General features: G+C 72.2%; 21 protein-coding genes and 1 pseudogene. 8 read left to right on the forward strand and 14 right to left on the reverse strand.

Going from position 1 to position 18,819, the window contains the following annotated elements; all coding sequences use genetic code 11:
* Positions 1-561, reverse strand: a pseudogene (locus tag ACFO0C_RS35180) (quinone oxidoreductase family protein); the annotation flags it as partial.
* An 87-nt stretch (positions 562-648) separates the two neighbouring features.
* Here ACFO0C_RS35180 and ACFO0C_RS35185 point away from each other — a divergent pair.
* Positions 649-1,074, forward strand: a complete 426-nt coding sequence (locus ACFO0C_RS35185; RefSeq protein WP_378071091.1) for a MarR family winged helix-turn-helix transcriptional regulator — start codon at positions 649-651, stop codon at positions 1,072-1,074.
* Positions 1,075-1,116: 42 nt separating this feature from the next.
* On the opposite strand, the gene ACFO0C_RS35190 is transcribed toward ACFO0C_RS35185, so the two are convergent.
* The gene (locus tag ACFO0C_RS35190) at positions 1,117-1,866 is read right to left on the reverse strand and encodes a maleylpyruvate isomerase family mycothiol-dependent enzyme (RefSeq protein WP_378071092.1); all 750 of its coding nucleotides are present in this window, start codon (positions 1,864-1,866) and stop codon (positions 1,117-1,119) included.
* Positions 1,867-1,975: 109 nt separating this feature from the next.
* Here ACFO0C_RS35190 and ACFO0C_RS35195 point away from each other — a divergent pair, with 109 nt between their 5' ends.
* A complete protein-coding gene (locus tag ACFO0C_RS35195; RefSeq protein ID WP_378071093.1) occupies positions 1,976-2,362 on the forward strand; it encodes an STAS domain-containing protein in 387 nt (128 codons plus the stop codon).
* A gap of 137 nt (positions 2,363-2,499) precedes the next feature.
* Complete coding sequence (locus ACFO0C_RS35200; protein ID WP_378071094.1) at positions 2,500-3,663, forward strand: endo-1,4-beta-xylanase; 1,164 nt, start codon at positions 2,500-2,502, stop codon at positions 3,661-3,663.
* Between the two features lie 18 nt (positions 3,664-3,681).
* Here the strand turns inward: ACFO0C_RS35200 and ACFO0C_RS35205 are convergent, their stop codons facing one another.
* From ACFO0C_RS35205 to ACFO0C_RS35215, 3 genes are all read right to left on the reverse strand, one after another.
* The gene (locus ACFO0C_RS35205; protein WP_378071095.1) at positions 3,682-5,040 is read right to left on the reverse strand and encodes an FG-GAP repeat domain-containing protein; all 1,359 of its coding nucleotides are present in this window, start codon (positions 5,038-5,040) and stop codon (positions 3,682-3,684) included.
* 106 nt (positions 5,041-5,146) lie between these two features.
* Positions 5,147-5,725: a hypothetical protein gene (locus ACFO0C_RS35210; protein WP_378071096.1), complete on the reverse strand. Its 579-nt coding sequence runs from the start codon at positions 5,723-5,725 to the stop codon at positions 5,147-5,149.
* A complete protein-coding gene (locus ACFO0C_RS35215) occupies positions 5,725-6,729 on the reverse strand; it encodes a helix-turn-helix transcriptional regulator (RefSeq protein WP_378071097.1) in 1,005 nt (334 codons plus the stop codon). The genes ACFO0C_RS35210 and ACFO0C_RS35215 overlap by 1 nt, the downstream gene beginning before the upstream one ends.
* A gap of 223 nt (positions 6,730-6,952) precedes the next feature.
* On the opposite strand from ACFO0C_RS35215, the gene ACFO0C_RS35220 reads away from it, so the two are divergent.
* Positions 6,953-7,288 carry a hypothetical protein gene (locus ACFO0C_RS35220; protein ID WP_378071098.1) on the forward strand — a complete coding sequence of 112 codons (336 nt, stop codon included), beginning with the start codon at positions 6,953-6,955 and terminating at the stop codon, positions 7,286-7,288.
* 40 nt (positions 7,289-7,328) lie between these two features.
* On the opposite strand, the gene ACFO0C_RS35225 is transcribed toward ACFO0C_RS35220, so the two are convergent.
* Positions 7,329-7,898: a TetR/AcrR family transcriptional regulator gene (locus ACFO0C_RS35225; protein ID WP_378071099.1), complete on the reverse strand. Its 570-nt coding sequence runs from the start codon at positions 7,896-7,898 to the stop codon at positions 7,329-7,331.
* A 91-nt stretch (positions 7,899-7,989) separates the two neighbouring features.
* Here ACFO0C_RS35225 and ACFO0C_RS35230 point away from each other — a divergent pair, with 91 nt between their 5' ends.
* Positions 7,990-8,367 (forward strand): DUF4267 domain-containing protein, encoded by a 378-nt coding sequence (locus ACFO0C_RS35230; RefSeq protein WP_378071100.1) that lies wholly within the window; start codon positions 7,990-7,992, stop codon positions 8,365-8,367.
* A gap of 13 nt (positions 8,368-8,380) precedes the next feature.
* A complete protein-coding gene (locus ACFO0C_RS35235; RefSeq protein WP_378071101.1) occupies positions 8,381-8,575 on the forward strand; it encodes a hypothetical protein in 195 nt (64 codons plus the stop codon).
* Between the two features lie 10 nt (positions 8,576-8,585).
* Here ACFO0C_RS35235 and ACFO0C_RS35240 read toward each other — a convergent pair whose 3' ends face one another.
* The 4 genes from ACFO0C_RS35240 to ACFO0C_RS35255 all read right to left on the reverse strand — a co-directional run bounded on the left by ACFO0C_RS35240 (position 8,586) and on the right by ACFO0C_RS35255 (position 13,259).
* Complete coding sequence (locus tag ACFO0C_RS35240; RefSeq protein ID WP_378071102.1) at positions 8,586-9,203, reverse strand: hypothetical protein; 618 nt, start codon at positions 9,201-9,203, stop codon at positions 8,586-8,588.
* Positions 9,204-9,222: 19 nt separating this feature from the next.
* Positions 9,223-10,839, reverse strand: a complete 1,617-nt coding sequence (locus ACFO0C_RS35245; RefSeq protein ID WP_378071103.1) for a glycoside hydrolase family 43 protein — start codon at positions 10,837-10,839, stop codon at positions 9,223-9,225.
* 58 nt (positions 10,840-10,897) lie between these two features.
* The gene (locus tag ACFO0C_RS35250) at positions 10,898-11,920 is read right to left on the reverse strand and encodes a glycoside hydrolase family 11 protein (protein WP_378071104.1); all 1,023 of its coding nucleotides are present in this window, start codon (positions 11,918-11,920) and stop codon (positions 10,898-10,900) included.
* Positions 11,921-12,356: 436 nt separating this feature from the next.
* Positions 12,357-13,259 (reverse strand): LysR family transcriptional regulator, encoded by a 903-nt coding sequence (locus ACFO0C_RS35255; protein ID WP_378071105.1) that lies wholly within the window; start codon positions 13,257-13,259, stop codon positions 12,357-12,359.
* Between the two features lie 66 nt (positions 13,260-13,325).
* Here ACFO0C_RS35255 and ACFO0C_RS35260 point away from each other — a divergent pair, with 66 nt between their 5' ends.
* A complete protein-coding gene (locus ACFO0C_RS35260; protein WP_378071106.1) occupies positions 13,326-14,174 on the forward strand; it encodes an inositol monophosphatase family protein in 849 nt (282 codons plus the stop codon).
* Complete coding sequence (locus ACFO0C_RS35265; protein WP_378071107.1) at positions 14,171-14,797, forward strand: NAD(P)-dependent oxidoreductase; 627 nt, start codon at positions 14,171-14,173, stop codon at positions 14,795-14,797. The genes ACFO0C_RS35260 and ACFO0C_RS35265 overlap by 4 nt, the downstream gene beginning before the upstream one ends.
* Positions 14,798-14,903: 106 nt before the next feature.
* On the opposite strand, the gene ACFO0C_RS35270 is transcribed toward ACFO0C_RS35265, so the two are convergent.
* From ACFO0C_RS35270 to ACFO0C_RS35285, 4 genes are all read right to left on the reverse strand, one after another.
* Positions 14,904-15,788: an ornithine cyclodeaminase family protein gene (locus ACFO0C_RS35270; RefSeq protein ID WP_378071108.1), complete on the reverse strand. Its 885-nt coding sequence runs from the start codon at positions 15,786-15,788 to the stop codon at positions 14,904-14,906.
* Positions 15,785-16,501 (reverse strand): HAD-IA family hydrolase, encoded by a 717-nt coding sequence (locus tag ACFO0C_RS35275; RefSeq protein ID WP_378071109.1) that lies wholly within the window; start codon positions 16,499-16,501, stop codon positions 15,785-15,787. Before ACFO0C_RS35275 ends, ACFO0C_RS35270 begins: the two co-directional genes overlap by 4 nt.
* Positions 16,502-16,527: 26 nt before the next feature.
* Positions 16,528-17,871: a M20/M25/M40 family metallo-hydrolase gene (locus tag ACFO0C_RS35280; RefSeq protein WP_378071110.1), complete on the reverse strand. Its 1,344-nt coding sequence runs from the start codon at positions 17,869-17,871 to the stop codon at positions 16,528-16,530.
* Positions 17,872-17,934: 63 nt separating this feature from the next.
* Positions 17,935-18,648, reverse strand: coding sequence for a hypothetical protein (locus ACFO0C_RS35285; RefSeq protein ID WP_378071111.1), 714 nt, complete (start codon positions 18,646-18,648; stop codon positions 17,935-17,937).
* Positions 18,649-18,819: the final 171 nt, after the last annotated feature.

The following is an 18,819-nucleotide window of genomic DNA, read 5'->3' on the forward strand; positions in this document are numbered from 1 at the left end:
CCGGTCGAGCGTGCACGTCTCGTCGGCGCCCAGGGCGGGCAGTGCGGCCAGCCGTTCCGCGTCCCGGCCCGCGGCGATCACGTGCGCCGCGCCGAAGAGCTTCGCCACCTGCACCGCCATCCGCCCCGCGTTGCCGGTGGCGCCGATGACCAGGACGCGCTGCCCCGGGGTGAACGTGATCCGGCGGCGCAGGGCGACCCAGGAGGACATCGCGGGGTTCATCGCGGCGGCGATCCGGACCGGGTCCACCCCCTCCGGTAGCAGCACGCTGCGGCGGACGTCGATGACCGTGCGCTCGGCGAACGTCCCGAGACCCGTGTCGTCGAGGGCCGCGTAACGCAGCCGCCCGGCCGGGTCGCGGACGACGCCGTCGGCCCCGGGCACCAGCGGGAACGTGCCGGTGCCGCTGTAGTGGGCGCCGGTGGCCCTGGCCCGTGTCAGATGGTGCAGACCGGCGGCGAGAACCTCCACCACCATCTCGTCGTCGCCGGTCGCGACCGGCTCGGGGTGCTCACGGTAGACCGGCGGGGTGTCGAACGCGGTGAGGACTGCGGCGTGCATGGGATGGGCCTCCCGGCATGATCGTTTGTATTACCAACTATCTCCAGAATGGTTTGTAATCCCAACCATGTCAACTAGGATCGGGGCATGACCGCTGAGGACCCCGGGGATGTGCTCGTCGACGCCCTCGTCCGCTGCACGTTCCAGGTGACGGGCGTGCTCACCCGGATCGGCGCCGCCAACGATCTGTCCCTGACGCAGCTGCGGGTGTTCGGCATCCTGCGTGACCGGCGTCTGCGCGTCACGGATCTGGCCGCCTACCTGGGTCTCGACAAGTCCACGATGTCCGGCCTGATCGACCGTGCGGAGCGGCGCGGTCTGCTGGCCCGGGAGAAGAGCCCGTCCGACGGCCGGGTCGTCGAGGTCTATCTGACCCCGGTCGGCCACGACCTGACCCGGCGTCTGTACGCCGAACTCCGCGCCGCCCTCGCACCCGCCCTCGACCGGTTGAGCCCCGGGCAGCGCGAACAGTTGCTCGGACTCCTCGAGCCCCTCCTGGGCCCGGCCGGCTGAACATCCGCCGCGCGCCTGCCGGATTCACCTTCGAGCGGCGTGTCAGCTCCAGGTGACGGTCGCCCGGTCGCGCCACGCGTCCCAGGCCCGCACGTCGCCGCTGGTGTCGAGGCCGTCGAGGCCGGTGCGGTTCCATAGCAGCAGGTAGAGCCGGGACGCCGTACCGGTGATGTGGAGCGTGGCCGGCTGCCCGGTGCGGTCGACGTGCAGCCGGTCCGGCTCCATCCGGATGGTCCAGGCCGCGCCGGCGTCGGTGGCGTGCAGCGCGATGCTCAGCGGCGGGTCGATGGCGAGCCGTTGCGGCCGGCGCGCGAAGAAGCCGGTGAGCAGCTCGTCGATGCCGTCGGCCGCGAACGGCGGCGCCCACTGGGGATGCCCGCCGCTGGCGGCTTCGGCGTCGGCGCGATGGACGGCGGTCTCGTGGGCCTGCCGCCGGGCCCAGAACTCCCGCGGCGACCCGGCCGGAAGGAACGTCCAGCAGTCGAGCGCCGGGTCGGCCTCGGACAGTGCCCGGACCAGGTCCTGATGTCCGTCCCGGAACCAGTCGAGGAGCCGGTCGTCCGCGGGGGTGGTGAAGAACTCGGCTTCCTCGTCCGGGCCGAACGGCTCCCGGCGGCGCCGCGTCACGTGGGCACCCGCCCACCGGTGGACGCCGCCCAGATGGAGCAGGAGGTCCCGGACCCGCCATCCGGGGCAGGTCGGCACGGGGGCGTCGAGGCCGGCCCGCTCCGCCGCCGCGGCCAGGCTCCCGCCGTCGGCCCGGAGGTTCTCGATGAACTGATCGACACGCATGGGCTCATCCTGGCAGGCACCGCCGCGGCCGATGTGGACACACCAATCGTCACGAGATCGTCACGCGGCTGGGGGATAAACGCAGGGCGCGCGGGTAAACCTGGGGATCATGAGTGGCAACCGTGCGGTCTCCGTCGTGGACGGCGCCTCGATCGTGGTGCGTAACCTGGCCGGTGCGTCCGTGGTCCGGATCATCGGGGACGTCGACCTCGCGGTCGCCGGCCCGCTGCGGACGACGCTGGAGTCGGCGCTCGCCGCGCATCCCTGGATCATCGTGGACCTGCGGCGCGCCGACGCTGTCGACTCGGTCGGGCTCGGCGTCCTGCTCGCCGCGCGTCAGGCGGCCACCCGCGCCGGCGGCGATCTCGTGCTGGCGGCGGCGTCACCGTTCTTCCACTCGGTCATGCGCGCCGCCCGCGTCGGCACTGCCCTCCCGGCTTTCGACACCGTGCCGCAGGCGATGACGTACGTGTGGCGGTCCCGCGCCGTCGGCTGAGCCGGCCGTTCCGAAACTATCGGAGATCCATCGGAATTTACGCTGGACTTCCGCGATGACGGGCTCCTACGCTGAGGCCCCGCCCCGGCGACAGGAGGCACCCCGTGACGGCAGCCCGGTTCGGTCATCGTCGCGGCGTGGCCGTGGTCATCGTCTGCGACGCCGCGGGCCGGCCGCTTGCGGACCGTGACGTCGTCGTCGAGCAGCGGGCGCACGCGTTCGGGTTCGGCAACATCGGCTTCGACTTCGTCGGTGACGACCGGCCGGCGCGGCTCGCCGAGTTGTGGTTCGACGTCTTCAACACCGCGACCCTGCCGTTCTACTGGTCCGATTTCGAGCCGGAGCGCGGCAGCCCGCACACCGATCGGCTGCGACGGGCCGCGCAGTGGTTCGCCGGTCGTGGCGCCCGGGTCAAGGGTCATCCGCTGGTGTGGCACACGCTCGCCCCGGCCTGGCTGGGCGATCTGCCGGTGGGGGAGGTCGAGGCGGCGGTCCGCGACCGGATCAAGCGTGAGGTGTCCGGTTTCGCCGGCGTCGTGGACTCGTGGGACGCGATCAACGAGGTCGTGATCATGCCGGTGTTCGCCAACGAGCCGCGGCCCAACGGGATCACCCGGCTGGCCCGGGAGCGGGGCCGGATCGCCACGGTCCGGCTGGCGTTCGAGGAGGCGCGCGCGGCGGATCCGTCAGCGACGCTGCTGCTCAACGACTTCGACATGTCCACGGCGTACGAATGCCTGATCGAAGGGGTTCTGGAGGCCGGCATCCGGGTCGACGCGCTCGGCCTGCAGAGCCACATGCATCAGGGTTACTGGGGTGAGGAGCGCACGCGGGCGGTCCTCGACCGGTTCGCCCGTTACGGGCTGCCGCTGCACATGACCGAGACCACGCTGGTCTCCGGCGATCTGATGCCGCCGGAGTTCGACGACCTCAACGACTTCCAGCCGCCGTCGTGGCCGTCCACGCCCGAGGGGGAGGCTCGGCAGGCCGAGGAGATCGAGCGGCACTACCGGACACTGCTCGCACACCCGTCGGTGCAGGCGGTCACCTACTGGGGGCTGACCGACGAGGGCGCCTGGCTGGGCGCTCCGGCCGGCCTGGTCCGGGCCGACGGGACACCGAAACCGGCGTACGAGACGTTGCGCGGCCTGGTCAAGGGGGAGTGGTGGCTCCCGCCGACGACCGTGCGGACCGATCAGGCCGGGCGGGTGGTGGTGCACGGGTTCCTCGGTGACTACGAGGTGCGCTGCGAGGGCCGGACCACGCCGTTCGCGATCACGGGTGCGGCCCCCGCCCGGTGAGGCGGGGGCCGCCCGGATTTACCAGTTACCGAGCACCAGCCGTCCGGCGACGTTGGTCAGGCCGAAGGGCCCGCTGTTGTACCAGACGCTGGCGGCGGAGTTGCCGTTGCGCCAGACGTAGTAGGAGAAGTGGCCTTCGGGCTGCTGGTAGGCCATGACGATGTCGGCCTTGCCGTCGCCGTCGACGTCGCCGGAGGCCATGCGGTCGCCGACGGCGCTGAGCCGGAAGGAGCCGGAGTCGTAGTCGGCGGTGCGGTTGAAGGAGTTGCCGTCGGAGAGCCAGCGGTAGATGCGCATGGTGCCGTCGCCCTGGTCGTAGGCGACGGCGGGTTCGGCTTTGCCGTCTCCGTTGAAGTCGTCGAGCACGAGTCGTCCGGCGACGTTGGCGAGGCTGAACGATCCGCTGTTGTACCAGACACTGGCGGCGGAGTTGCCGTTGCGCCACACGTAGTACGAGAAGTGGCCCTCGGGCTGCTGGTAGGCCATCACGATGTCGTCGCGCCCGTCACCGTCGACGTCGCCGGAGGCCATCCGGTCGCCGACGGCGCTGAGCCGGAAGGAGCCGGAGTCGTAGTCGCTGGTGCGGTTGAAGGAGTTGCCGTCGGACAGCCAGCGGTACATCCGCATGGTGCCGTCGCCCTGGTCGTAGGCGACCGTCGGCGCCACCGGCCCGGCCACGCTGCCGGACGTCCACCACGTGGTCTGCTTGCGGGCACCGGCCCAGCTGAAACTGAAGTGGATGTGGTCGGTGTGCGGGTTGTCGCCGCTGTACGACCGCCACCCCTCGTCGGCCTTGGAGGACGACCAGATCTGCCGGTTCCAGATCAGGTACATGATGCCGAGACGGCGGGCGTTGGCGTGCTTGTTGCCGTGCCGGTCGGTGGCCAGCAGCCAGTCGAGCACACCCTCGGCGATGGCCCGCTCGGACGAGCTGTTCACGTCCAGCATGTAGTCGAGGGCGCGGCCCTCCTTGTGCTCGCTGGTCCCGCCGTTGCCGCAGGCCCGGGTGATGTTGCCGGTGCGGTTGAACCCGTACGTCCGGTTGAGCATCGCCCGCATCTCGACCGGTCCCGGCTTCTCGGTCGGGTCGCACTCGTCCTGCGCGTCGTAACTCGCGTAACCGTCGATCGACGGCCCGAAGACGGGCGTGGGCGGCGTGGCCACCGCCGCGAGCGCGGCCGACGCCCGCAGCCGCTGCACGCCGGTGCTCTCGCCGAGTTCCGCGAAGTCGCTCTCACCCTCGACGGCGGCGGGAACGGCCGGATCGGCGGCGTACGCCGGAACCCCGGCGAGCGGTGCCAGCACCAGGCCGGCCGCCACCACCAGCGCTGATCTCCGCGCCCTGCGCAGGGCAGCATTCAGTACCCGGAATTTCACAGACTTCCCCCGTGTGGTCCGAATTGGACTGTTAACCCACGCAACAATAGGGGAGATCATCGAAACATGTAGACCCTTGGATGACCCCTGTCCGGGGCGGGGAGGGTCAGAAGCAGGTGCCGCAGACGCCGCCGGTGGGGTCGCCGTTGACCGGCGGAATCACCGTGCCGGTGTACGTGCGCGCGTCGACCGGCTTGGCGACCAGCGGGTCGGCCGGATCCAGGGGCTGCCACGTGACGCTCAGCCGGTTCGGCGACTGGGTCCGGAGCACGAAGAGGCGTACGCAGGTGATCCGCTCCTCGGCCCCGGCCAGGACGCACACCCCGTAGTCGCCGGTGACCGGCTTGGCGACGGCCGCGCCGAAGGGCCGCGTCGCGCCGGGCTCGGTGGACCGGAAGAGCCGGACGTTGTAGCCGGCCGCCGTGCCGGTCGCCGCGCCCGCCGGGTAGACGGCGAGCCGGACCCCGCCGTCGGCGGCCACCGGGGCGCACTGGACGGCCGCGCCGCTCATGACCAGCCAGCCGCCGTTGGTGTCGAGGGTCGTCTCGTCCAGCGCCGCCGTCGCGCACGGCGCCATGGTCCACGGCACGGCCGCGGCCGACGCGGCGGCGGCCGGCAGGGCGGCGGTGGTCAGGGTGGTCAGCGCCGCGACGGTGGCGACCGCGCGGCGGTGGGAGTTGCGCATCAGGACTCCTGTGGAGGGTGGACGCCCGGCAGCGGGACCGCGCGAGCGGCGCCGAGGACCAGGGCGAGCTGGAAGCGGTTGTCGACGCCGAGGCGGTCCATCAGCGCCCGGAGGGTGTAGACGACCGTCCGGCGGCTCAGCCCGAGGCGGACGGCGATCTCGGCCTCGCTGTGGCCGGCGCTGAGCAGGGAGACGACGCTCTGTTCCCGGGCGCTGAGAAGGATGGCGGCCACCTCGGGCTGGTAGGGGTCGCGGGCGGTGCCCCACAGTCGGTAGAAGAGCGCGGTCAGCTGCGCCACCGCGTCGACGTCGGTCAGCAGGATCGCCCCGGCCTCGAAATCGGCAGGGTCGGCGGGGAACAGGGCGGCGCGCCGGTCGAAGACCATCAGCTTCAACGGCAGCGACGTGGCCTCCCGGTGCTCCGACCCGGGCGGCGCCGGCTCGGAGGCGCTCCCGTCCAGCGGCGCCAGGCCCAGCATCCGCAGCCGGACACCCCGCGACAGCATCGACCGGTCCAGGGGCGCGGCCGTTGCCGCGGCGTCCGCGCTGATCACGTCCTCGGTGTTGACGGCCAGGTGCTCACAGCGCTCGGCGGCGACCAGTTCGGCGATCCGGTGCCGGGCCGCGGCCCTGGTCGGCAAGCGGCACACCGATGCCGCCGGAAGCCGGTCCAGGTGCAGGCCGGACACCGCCGCGACGTGCTGGCGCAGGCGGTCGCCGTACACCCGGGGGGATCGTCGCCCTTGAAGGACCGACAACACCCGGTCGGCGGGGACGGCGTGCCAGGTGCGCGACCGTCCCGCCACACTCGACCGGACCGCGCCGGCGGCGGACAACTCGTCCACCGCCCGCCGGATCCGCGTCACCTCGACACCGAGATGACGCGCCAGCGTGGCGGTCGTGCCCGGCCCGGACAGCGTCAGTGCTCGATACGTCAGATCGGCATGCGCCGACAGACCCCAACGGCCCAGCGATGGTACGACCACAGCCCCCGCCGATGTCATCTTCCGCTACCTCCCCCGTGACAGCACCGTGAACTCAACCGTGGACCCGGCCTCCGGCGCCAGCCCGTGACGTCGGTCGATTGCTCAAGTGCGCAACGCGGCACCCGTTGCGCGGATGCGCAGCCGATCCGCCCGGCCTCTCGACGGCCATGGTGCCGGGATGGCGCAATTCTCCTCGTCACCGGGCCGGATCAGCGCCCGGACATCGAGGAAGGTCTCTGCCATGTCGAAAACCAGCAGAATGATCGTGGCCGGTGCCGGCGGCATCGTCGCCGCCATCGCGCTCACCACGCCGGCGTGGGCCTACACCCGGCAGGGCTATCAATCCAACTACGCGGGGGTCGGCAGCGACAAGCGCTGGGTCGAGGTCTGCGACATGGAGAACGACGGGCACGGGGTGCACGGCGAGTTCCGGCTCAGCGGCGGCGGTGTGATGACCAAGGGCGACGCGAACGGTTCCGCCGGTGGCTGCGGCAACCAGACGGCCGGCTCCAACATCACCGAGTTCCGGGTCTGCGAGACCGGGTACGGCTGCTCCGGCTGGCTCCCGGTCGGCTGACCGCTTCCGCCACGGCGCCCCGCTGCCCGGCGGGGCGCCGTCACGCCATCCGGGTGATCAGGACGTCGAGCCGCTCCTCCCGCACGTCCGGCGGGATGCGGCCGCTCTCGGACAGGACGACGATGCCGTGCAGGGCGCTCCAGGTCACCTCGGCGGAGATCTCGCGCCGGTCGGCGCCCGCCGGGAAGCAGCTGACGAACTGCTCGAAGCAGTCCTGCATCGAGTCCGGCGTCTCGGTGCTGGCGAAGGCCAGGTCGGTGGGCAGGATGAACATGGCCTGGTACAGCGCCGGCCGCTCGGTGGCGAACGCCAGATAGGCGCGGCAGACGACCCGCAGTGCGGCCCGCCCGGGTGCGGGCACGGCCTCCCGGGCGCGGCGCAGGCCGGTGGCGAGCTCGCCGAACCCGTCCAGGGCCACGGCACCGACGATCGCGTCCTTGCCGTTGAAGTGGCTGTACAGCACCGGCTGGCTGTACTCCACCCGCTCGGCCAGCCGCCGCGTGGTGACCGACTCCCAGCCCTCGCTCTCGGCGAGCTCCCGGGCGGCCGTGACGATCAGCCGATGACGGTGGGCGCGCTCGCGCTCGCGGCGCTCACTGATGGCGGACATGCTCTGATCCTAGCAGTGCTAGCGATTCTGTCGCCGACACTATATCGTCGCTACTGAATCTAGCGTTGCTAGCAATCAGGGAGGGTCATCCATGATCATCGACGTCGCCTACGTGCTCGCCGGACTGGTCGGTGCAGGCTGTGTGCTCATGGGCGCCAACGCGTTCCGGGCGCCGCGGGCCGCGGCCGGCTTCGGGATTCCGGACACACCGACCGGCGATCCGGTGTTCCGGGCCTGGCTCACCGTCAAGGCCGTGCGCGACATCGCCGCGGGGCTCCTCGTGTTCGTCGTCATGGCGGGCGGGACGGCGCCCCTGCTGGGCTGGTTTCTGCTGGTCGCCGCCGGCATCCCGGTCGGTGACGCCCTGATCGTGCTGCGCAGCGGAGGCCCGCGGGGGACTGCCTACGGCGTGCACGCCGCCACCGCCGCGGCGATGATCGCGATCAGCCTGCTCCTGCTCCTCGGATGACCACGATGGCGGAGTGAGTGGTGTCGCCGGGATGCCGGGGAAGTGGGAGCGGGACGCCGCTCGTCAGGTGGTCGCGGAGTACCACGAGACCGTACCGGCCAAGCTCGCCGGACGGGTGCGATCTCCACCCGGCCGGCACGACAGCGGCACTGATCCGGGACCACCGGTACCGCAGTGGTGGGAGACCGGCGCGCCGCGGCGGCGCTGAGACCGTGGCGTCAGCCGGCGGGGGCGCCCGGTGGGGGCCAGTCCTCCAGGCGGGTGGATCGGCCCCACAGGGTCGCCGTCTCCGGGGACGGGTCGGTGGTCAGGTAGGTCCGCTCGCCGTCGTCGATGTGGTGCAGGGCGACCGGGCCGCACTCGATCAGCAGGCCGATCGGTGACCAGCGGGACACGTGGCCGGCCGGCACGCCGGGGCTCGACCAGTCCAGGTCGGGGGAGTCCCGCAGGATCGGCTTGTCGGTGACGGCGATCCCGGTGACCGTCCGGCCGACGACCGCCGCCACGGCCGCGGGCTCGCCGGGCCGCCAGAAGTGCTCCCGGCCGAAGACACCCGTCGGGGAGACCGCCACGTCGACGGTCCCCCAGGTCAGGGAGAGACGGTGGAAGCCGTCCCAGGCGATCTCCAGCCGGCCGCCGCCGTCGAGGGCGAGCACGACCGGTACCGATCGGGACCAGCGCTGGGCACGGGGCTCCCGCCCGGTCCAGCCGGCCTCGACCCGCTGCCCGACCAGCGCCAGCAGGGCGGCCCGCTGCCGGGACAGCTGCTCCACCACGGGACGGAAGTCGGGGCGCCACCCCGAGAACGCCTCGGCGAACCGGTCCCGAGCATCCATGACCCGGATGATACGAACGTCAGTCGAGGCGGTAGACCGCCTCGTCGAAGTCGGCGTAACCACCCTCGGCGCCCAGGTCCTGGACCCACAGGCCGACGAACGCGCCGGTGAAACCCCAGGCCTCCGGTTCGCCGGGGACCAGCGTCACGGCGTACTCGTCGGAGAGTGTGGTGGCGTCGAAGGTGCGGCCCAGTTCCTGCCACGAGCCCGGTGCCGTCTGATAGGCGAAGGTCAGGGCGGGTCCGTCGAGACGGGCCCGCAACCCCACCCGCCGTACGTCCAGCGGGGTTCGCAGACCGGGAGCGGCGGTGACCCGGCCGCTGTCGCAGCACAGCACGTCCAGCACCGGTGTGCCGTCGTCGTCGGCCGTGACGTGCAGGTAGTACCAGTTGCGGGAGTTGTAGTACGCCGTGATGCCGGCCAGCTGCCGGTAGTTGCGGGGCACGAACTCGCAGGTCGCCTCGAAGGTGCAGCGCGGCGCGGTCACCCGGCGGGCGACCAGGCTGGGCCGGTGCCGGGCCATCGGTGACTGCCCCCCGCGGATCCGCAGGTACGACGGCCGGCTGGTCAGGTCCACCCAGTCCGGTGTGGCGGGCCGGCGCAGCGTCGACCAGTCCGGGCCGAGCCGGGGAGCGTCGAAGTGGTCGAGGTCGGGCTCGGCCGGCGGTGGGGTCGCGGTGACGCCGGCGGGCGCGGGGAACTCCGCCGCCGGAACGCCGTCCCGGATGCGCGGCCAGCCGTTGAACGGCCAGTCGACCCGCTGCAGGGCGGTCTCCCGGCCGAGGACGCAGCGCCCGGACGGCGCGTACGGGCGGGCGGCCAGATGTGCCAGGTACCACTCGCCGCCGGGGGTCTGCACCAGGCTGCCGTGGCCGGCCTTCTGCAGCTCCAGGTCGGGTCGCCCGGAGGACGTCAGCATCGGCCCTTCCGGGTCCACCTCGTACGGCCCGAGCAGCCGTCGCGACCGGGCGACCGTGACCTGGTGGGTGAGTGTGGTGCCGCCCTCCGCGGTGACCAGGTAGTACCAGCCGTCCTTGCGGTAGATGTTCGGCGCCTCGGTGAGCCCGGCGTCGGTGCCCTCGAAGATCAGGTGCTCGGGGCCGACGAGCCGGCGCACGCGATGGTCGTACCGCTGAAGGGAGATTCCCGCGAAGCGGTTGTGTCCGGGCCGCCAATCGGCGCGCATCGACAGCATCCAGGTCGTGCCGTCGTCGTCGTGAAAGAGCGACGCGTCGAAACCACGCCCGTGCAGGACCACCGGATCCGACCACGGCCCCTCCATGCCCGGAGCGGTGACCAGGTAGTTCTGCGGATCCCAGTAGCCGCCGGCGAACGTGGCCACATCGGTGTAGAGCAGGTGGAACAGCCCCCGCGCGTACGTCAGATTGGGCGCCCAGACACCGCACGAGTCCGCCGTCCCGGTGAGATCGAGCAGCCGCCGCTCGGTCAGCACCCCGCCCAGTGGCCGCCAACCGGCGAGGTCGGTCGAATGGTGCACCCGCACGCCGGGGTACCACTCGAACGTCGACGTGGCGATGTAGTAGTCGGCACCGACCCGCAGGATCGACGGATCCGGGTGGAAGCCCGGCAGCACCGGGTTGCGGACGGTGGTGACGGCGGCCTTGGCGATCGTCATCGAGAGCCTTTCAGAACGGTGGCGCGGCGACCGGTGAGCCGCCGCGCCACGAGGGTGTTCAGCTCGTCCGGCAGGTGACCGTCGGCCAGGTCCAGTTGCCGTTGGCCATGATGGTCACGCCGAAGTTGTTGCCGCTGCCGTTCGGCCGTGCGGTCACCGCCCCGCTGGTGCCGCTGACCGACGCGTTCCAGCTGTTCTGGATGCTCTGCCCGCCGTTGAGGTTGAGCGTCACCGTCCAGTTGCTGGCGTTGCTGACCGCGACGTTCAGGTTGAACCGGTCACCGAACTGCTCACCGGCGGACAGTGTGGCGGTGCAGTTGCTGCCGCTCGGCGGAGCGCTCGTCGTCACCGTCGGCCCGGGGTTGCTGCCCTCCCGGACGGTGATGTCCGAGCTGCCGGCGCTCTGGTAACCCTCGGTCGCCATCACCTGGTAGCTGTGGTTGGTGCCGAGGTTGAGGCCGGCCCGCGCCCACGCGTCGAAGTGGTTGGCCGTGGTGATGGTGCCGGAGCTGCGCTTCGACTGGCGGACGCTCCAGTACTGGTAGAACGTCTGGATGCCGTCGATCGACGGCTGGTTGACCCGCTGGCTGCGCAGGATGTCGTAGGTGCCGCCGTCGGTGGTCACGGTGCCGAGCCGGGTGGCGCCGCTGCTCGGGTTGTAACTACCGAAGTTCTCGACGACGTAGTACTCGATCAGCGGGTTGCGGGTCCAGCCGTACAGGGCCAGATAGGTGTTGTTGTTGCCCGGGTTGTAGGTGCCCGAGTAGGTGACCGTGCGACGGGTGCCGGTGGCCCAGCCCTTGCCGCCGACCCAGTTGTTGGTGCTGCGATCCCAGCTGCTGGAATACCGGCCGTCGGCGCGCAGCGTCATGCTGGCGTTGCCGCTGTCCTTCCAGAACGAGAAGTAGTAGCCGTTGTGCGTGCCCGTCGTGTTCGAACTGACGGTCCGGTCGGCCTCGGCGTGCGCGGCGCCGGCCACCATGACGCCGGCGACGGCCATCACCGTGGCGCAGGCGGCGCCGACGAACAGGCGGATGCGGCCGCGTCTGCGGCGCGGCGGGTGGGGGAGATCTGCGGTCATGACTGCGCCTCCTGGGGAAGTGCCGGGGAACGGCTCCACGAGCACGGCGGGGGATGCCGTCCGCGTGGCGGGATGACGGTCATCGAGGCCCGTCATTGCGAGATGGTGGCCCGAAGCTCCGGCACTTGTCAACAACTTACGGAAACCTTGCGGAAATACCGAACTTGATCTCCGAGGCTTTAAGGCCAGGTTAAAGCGCAAGACCAGGCGATGGTACGCCGTTCGCCACCTCGGCCGGCGAAAGAGGCAATGAGATGTTGCCGAAACTTTCGGAAGGAGGGCTGTGGTAACCGGCCAGCGGCCGCTGGTCCGGGTACGTGGCCGCCGGCCGGCGGGGGATCCTCTCCGCGGGCAACGCGCACCGGCCCGCACCTCGGCCGTCCGGGTGCCGACCTCGGTGAACGGCTCGTCGAGGGTCATGCCTCCGGTGCCGGCGTCACTCCCGGGTGAGAATGCTGGTGAAGGCCGCCCGGACGCGGTCGCGCAGCCAGGTGTGTGCCGGGTCGGAGTCGTAGCGCTGGTGCCAGCCGCAGACGATCGGCGGGTTCGGCAGGTCTATCGGCAGCGGTGTGGTGACCAGGGCGAACGCACTGGCCAGCGGCCGCCAGGCCAGGCTCGGTGCGGTCAGGACCGCGTCGCTGCCGGCGACCATGTGTGCGGCGGTCACGGTGGTGCCGACCGCGGCCAGCACCCGGCGGTGCAGGCCGTGAGACTCCAGCGCGCCGTCGACCGGGTCGGTCAGGCGGCCGCGGCGCGACACCAGCACGTGCGGCACGGTCGCAAAGGCTTCCAGATCGATTCCTTCGGCGTACGGATGACCGGCCCGCATGACCACGACGAAGCGATCGTGGCCCACCACCTCGTGCCGGATCTCCGGGAGTGCCGGCACGGCCGACCCGATCTCCAGGTCGACCCGCCCGTGCCGGAGCTCGTCGGTGTCGATGGACGCCTCGGCCAGGAACCGCAGCCGCACAGCGGGTGCCTCCGTGAGGACGTCGGCCAGCAGGACCGGGGCGAGTGCGGTGGCCAGCGCGTCGTGGCACTGGACGGTGAAGACCCGGTCGAGGCCGGCCAGGTCGAGCTCCCGGGCCGGTGCGAGCACCTGCCGGGTCTGCCGGAGCAGTTCGCCGACATGGTCGCGGACCGCCAGCGCGTAGGGCGTCGGGGTCATCGTGCGCCCGGTGCGGACGAGGATGTCGTCGCCGGTCAGCCGCCGCAGGCGGCCGAGGCTGCGGCTGACCGCCGGTGACGAGAGCCGCAGCCGCTGTGCCGCCCCGGCCACGCTGCCCTCTTGAAGGAGCGCGTCGAGCACCGTGAGCAGGTTCAGATCCAGTTGCATGACGGTAAATCGTAGGCTAACAACGTTGCACTGGACTTCATCATGGGGTGGCCACACAGTGGAGTCATGACCACGGAACAAGACCTTCTGACCGTCGTGACCGGCGCCGTCCGTGCCGCGGCGGCACTCGTCGGCCGGCCGGCCACCACCCCGGTGACCATGACGGAACTCCGCGCCGCCCTGGCCGCCAACGACGACGCCGTCACCGGTGCCCTGCGGCCGGTGCTGACCGCGGCGCTGCCCGGTTCGCGGTGGACGTCCGACGAGCACGCGTCCGGGCCGATGCCCGGCGGCGACTGGTGGGTCGTCGACCCGGTCGGCGGCAACATGAACGCGGTACAGGGCATGCCGGACTGGAACATCGGCGTCAGCCTCGTCCGGGACGGGCGGCCGGTGCTGGCCGTGCTGCACATGCCGGTGGCCGGTGAGACGTTCACGGCCGTCGCCGGGCAGGGGGCGTCCGGGGACGGCGTACCGCTGAGGGTGTCGGCCAAGACCGATCTGACTCTGGCCCTGACCGGAACCGGACAGGCCAGGCCCGGCCGGGACGCCGACCGGGCCGCACACGCCGGCGCGGCCGTCGCGGCGATGATGCGGCACGCGCTGTACGTGCGGGTCTCCGTGCCGGTCGGACATCAGCTGGCGCAGGTCGCGGCCGGGCGGATGGACGTGCACTGGCAGTTCGACAACGTGCGGTCGCACATCGCGCCGGTGCTGATCGTGCGGGAGGCCGGCGGCATCGTCACCGACCTGGACGGAGCGCCGTGGGAGATCGCCGGCGGCGGCTACCTGGCGGCTGCACCCGGTGTGCACGCGGCAGCCCTCGAGGTACTGCGCGAGGCCCGGGAGTCCGTGCCGGTCGGGTTCCGGACCGCGGTGGCCGGGAGGGACAGCAAGCCGGGGGAGCGGCTGTGACGACCACTCTGGAGATCACCGTGCTGGCCGCATCGGGGGCCACCGGGCTCGAACTGACGCGGCAGGCCCTCGCCCGTGGGCACACCGTCGTCGCCGTCGCACGGGACCCGCGCCGGATCGTGCTGCCGGATTCGGGGCGGCTGGTCCGTACCGCCGCTGATGTCCTTGACCCGGAAGGCATCGCCGCCGTGTTGCGCGGCCGGGCGGTGGTGGTCTCCGGGCTCGGCGTCGCCAAGGGAGACCGGCCCGGCGTCCTGACCGCCGGAGCCCGCGCGGTGGCCGCCGCCGGTGCGGGCCGGATCGTGTGGCTCGGCGCGTTCGGCACCGGGCCGTCCGCGGAGGTGGCCGGCCCTCTCACCCGGGGTCTGCTGAGGATGCTCCCGGATCGGGCCGACAAGGAGTCCGCCGACGCCGCCGTCCTCGCCGCGGGCGGAACCGTCTTCCACGCCGGCCCTCTGTCGGACGGACCGGCCGGCGTGTCCCGCCGCACGGTGGGTCTGGACGCGGTGCCCCGCCGGTGGTTCCCGGCACGCGTCAGCCGGGCCACGGTGGCCGCCGCCATGCTCGACGAGGCCGAGAACCCCGCGTACGCCGGTGGCGTCGCCGTCCCACTGCAACGATGAGGTGCGCTCGATCCCACGCCTGCTTCGCGAGCCCCGGGCCCTGGCCTTCCCGCGATCGACGGCCCCTTCCGGTAACGGCCCGCGCCGAGTTGTGGGAGCGGGCCCGTCAGGTGCGGGAACGGGCCAGGATCGCCTCGGCGACCACCAGGTCCTGCCAGGACATGCCGGTGCCTTTGAACAGGATCGGGCCGGCCGGGACCGGGGCGCCGCCGACCACCTCGCCGATGGTGAGCAGGCCGGCTGGGCCGAGGCCGGCCAGGATGATGTCGCCGGCCTCGCGCAGGGCGGTGGCCCGGTCCTCGACGATCACGGTGGCGCGGGTACAGAACGCGGCGTCGACCTCGCGGGCGTCCGGCTCGTGAGAGCCGACGGCGACGACGATCGCCCGGTCGCCGAGCAGAGCGGAGTCGAAGAGCGGCTCCCGGGCCGTCGTCGCGCAGACGACCACGTCGGCGGCCCGCAGCGCGGCGACGGCCTCAGGTGTCGCGGCCCGCACCGCCCGGGTGCCGGGGACCGCGGTGCCGCCGCGGGTGACGACGGTGACCGACGCGGGCGTGACCAGGGCGGCGAGCGTGCTGATGTGCCCGGCGCCCTGCGGGCCGGCCCCGAAGACGACCACGTGTGGGGCGGCCGGCAGGAAACGGCGGACGGCGGCGAACGACACCGCGGGGGTACGCAGGGTGGTCAGCGCCGTCCCGTCGACGATCGCGGCCGGCCGCAGGGTCTGCGCGTCGAAGAGGGCGTACAGCGCGTTGATCCGGGGCAGGCCACGTTCGGCGTTGCCGGGTGCGACGGTGACCAGCTTGACCCCGGCGTGCGACGCCGACTCGGCCGGCATGAGCAGCATCGACCCGTGGGCCAGCGGCACCGTGCTGCGCGGCACCCCGGCCGCCGGATCCAGACCGCCGAGCAGCGCGGCCTCGACGGCCTCGACCGCATCGGCCGGCGGCAGCAGGGCGACGACATCCTCGCCGCTCAGATAGGGAATCACCGGGTGGCGAAGGCCTCGTCGACGGCGTCGGCGAACGCGCCCATCGACGGGAACTCGGCCTGGTAGCTCCAGGGCTGGTCCGGCTCCGGTGTGGCGCCCCAGCCGGGCCGGTCGTGCCGCCGGTTGATCCACACCGACGGCAGGCCCTCACGTTTGGCCGGGACATGGTCGTGGAAGAGGCTCTGCGCCGCGTGCAGCAGCTCCTCCCGTTTCACCCCGAGGCCGGGCAGGGTCTCGTCGAGTGCCCGGAAATGCCGGTCACCCGGCTTGTAGCCGCCCACGTCCTCGGCCGTGATGATCGCCGCGAAGTCGCCGCGCAGCCGCTGGTTGCTGCCGGCGAACCCGGCACGGTGCACGTTGGACAGGATGATCAGCCGGTAGTGCCGGGCGAGCCGGGCCAGTGCGCCGGGGGAGTCCGGGAAGGCCGGCCAATCCGGTACGGACGTCGCGAGCCGCTGCGCCCACTCCTCGCTCACCGGCCGGCCCAGCTGGGCGCCGAGCCGCCGGAACGACTCGGCGAGGACCTCCGGATACAGCGCCGCCGGCTGCTCGTGCTCGACGGCGGCCTCGTGATCGGCGTAGGCGAGCAGCAGCTCCTCGTCGGTCCACCCACCTTCGGCCCAGGGCCTGAGGACCGCGGCGATGCCGGTCTCCCAGTCGATGAGCGTGCCGTAGCAGTCGAAGCTCACAGCCCTGTACGCGGTGAAGTCCACGGGTTCCCCTTCCAACCTCACCGAATCTACGGCTTCGGGGCGGCCGCGGGGCTGCGGTGGCCGGTGGTGTCGACCGCCCGTACCCCGAAGAGGACGTTGTCCTTGGAAAGGTCGACGGTCACCGTGCTGACGTTGCCGACGGGCAGGGAGTGCTGCCAGTCGGGTGCGGTCGTCTCGCGCCACACCACCTCGTATCCGGCGAGGTCCGGCTCGGTGCCGGGCTGCCAGCGCAGCGTCGTCGTGTTGGTCAGCTGGGTGGCGTCGATGACCACCCCCTTCGGGGTGCCGGGGGCCTGCGCGAGGGACCACAGGGCGGCGGCGTTCACCCGGGCGACGCGGGCGATGTACCCGAAATCGCAGAACTCGGGAAGGTCGCCGTACTGGACGCCGTTCTCCACCCGTACATCCTGGTGCTCGTGGTTGAAGTTCTCCCGTGGCTCGGTGAAGCGGGCCGCCGGGTAACCGCGCAGCAGGAACGAGATGTGATCGCTGCCGCGCAGGTAGCGGTCGCGGCGCCAGACGATCCGCACGTTCATCTCGTCGGGCTCGACGTCCTTGACGAACCGGCCCAGCTGGCGCGACGGGCCGTCGTTCTCGCCGCCGGTGCTCTTGCGGGTGGTCGCCTCGGCGGGGGTCTCCGACGTGGGCACGCCCTCGACGAAGAGCCGGACGGTCCGCGGGTCGTTCCGGGTGCCGTCGTGGGCGTTCCCTGTCCCGACGATGTCGTTGCTGAACATGGCCTGGATGTCGGCGCCGGCGTCCTTGTAGGCCTGGGCCATGTGGTCGGAGCCGTAGAGGCCCTGCTCCTCGCCGGCGACCGCCGCGAACACGAGCGTCGCCTCGGGCCGCCGGGTGGCGAAGACCCGGGCCAGTTCCATGATCACCGCGACGCCGGACGCGTCGTCGTCGGCTCCCGGGGCGTCCTTGACCGCGTCCATCACGTCGGTGACCCGCGAGTCGTAGTGGCCGGTCACCACGTAGATCCGCTCGGGGGTGACGCTGCCGCGCAGGGTGGCGACGACGTTGGTGATCCGGGTCGGCACCGGGACCCGCGGTGAGACCGGCTGGACGAACGACTGCTGCTCGACGGTCATCCGCCCGTCGCTGGCCGTGGCGTGACGCTCCAGCTCGGCGAAGATCCAGTCCCGGGCGGCGCCGATGCCGCGGACCGGGTCGTCCTGGGCGGACAGGGTGTGCCGGGTGCCGAAGGAGACCAGCCTACGGACGATCGCCTCGACCCGGGCGGGGTCGATCTCCCGCAGGATCCGGCGTAGCTCACGGTCGGGTGCGGCGGCTCGGGCCGGGGTGGAAGCGGCGACGGCGGCGGCTGTCGCCGCGCCCGCCACCAGGAAGGTGCGCCTCGTGGACATGCGCCCAACTCTTCTCCACGACGCCGCACATGTCCATGTCTGTCGATGTCTCGGTCCGGCGGCTCAGAGCAGCGCGTCGACGATCTTCTCGGCGCGGTTCTCGTGCTCGGCGTAGGCGTCCGGAACCGCCGACCGCTGCACGGCCTGCGCCGCGTCGCCGAGGCTCCTGGTCTCCCAGTCGTCGACCTTGAGCAGCCGCTCGTAGAAGGCGCCCGCGGCGTACCGCGGATTCATCAGCTCCGCCACCGAGCCCCAGCCCTGGCTCGGGCGCTGCTGGAAGACGCCGAGCGAGTCGAAGTTCTCGCCGGTGCCCTCGTTCGGCCGGTCGAGCGACAGCGGGACGGTCGTGTTCGCCAGGTTGCGCAGGCTGGACTCCTGCATCCCGGTGATCATGGCGACCAGCATCGCCCGGCGGGGCAGGCCACGGTCCCGGGCGACCTGCACGATCACCGCGGCGTTGTTCATCTGGGCCTGGTTCAGGCCGGTCACCGGCTCCGGCTGCCGCTTCCGGGTGGGCGACGCGCTCGGCACCCGGGTCGCCTTCGGCGTCAGTTTCGGGACCGGCGTCGCACTGCGCGAGGCGCTCGGGGTCTGCGGCCGGGCGGCGTTGGCGGTGACCGGGACCGGCGTGGTGGCCGGCTGCCCGGTGCTGACGACCGCGACGGCGCCGGCCGCGGCCGCCGAGACGGCGAGCAGCAGGGACACCGTGCGGCCGGTGCGCCGGGCCCGGCGCCGCCCCCGCCGGCGACGGCGTGGCGCCCAGTCCGTCTGATACATGTCCGGGCGTGCTCCGGGCCACTGATCCCCCGGACCGTCACCCGGCTGGAGATACGCGACGCGCTGACGCGAAGAGGACACCGGTGCCAATTCCCTTCCGCGACCACCTGACTTCTGCCGGGTGATACGGGGGAATCACGGCGCCCGGATCAATGCGGACGCGATTCCGGT

It is taken from the genome of Actinoplanes subglobosus, from assembly GCF_042650585.1.
In the GTDB taxonomy this organism is placed as follows: domain Bacteria; phylum Actinomycetota; class Actinomycetes; order Mycobacteriales; family Micromonosporaceae; genus Actinoplanes; species Actinoplanes subglobosus.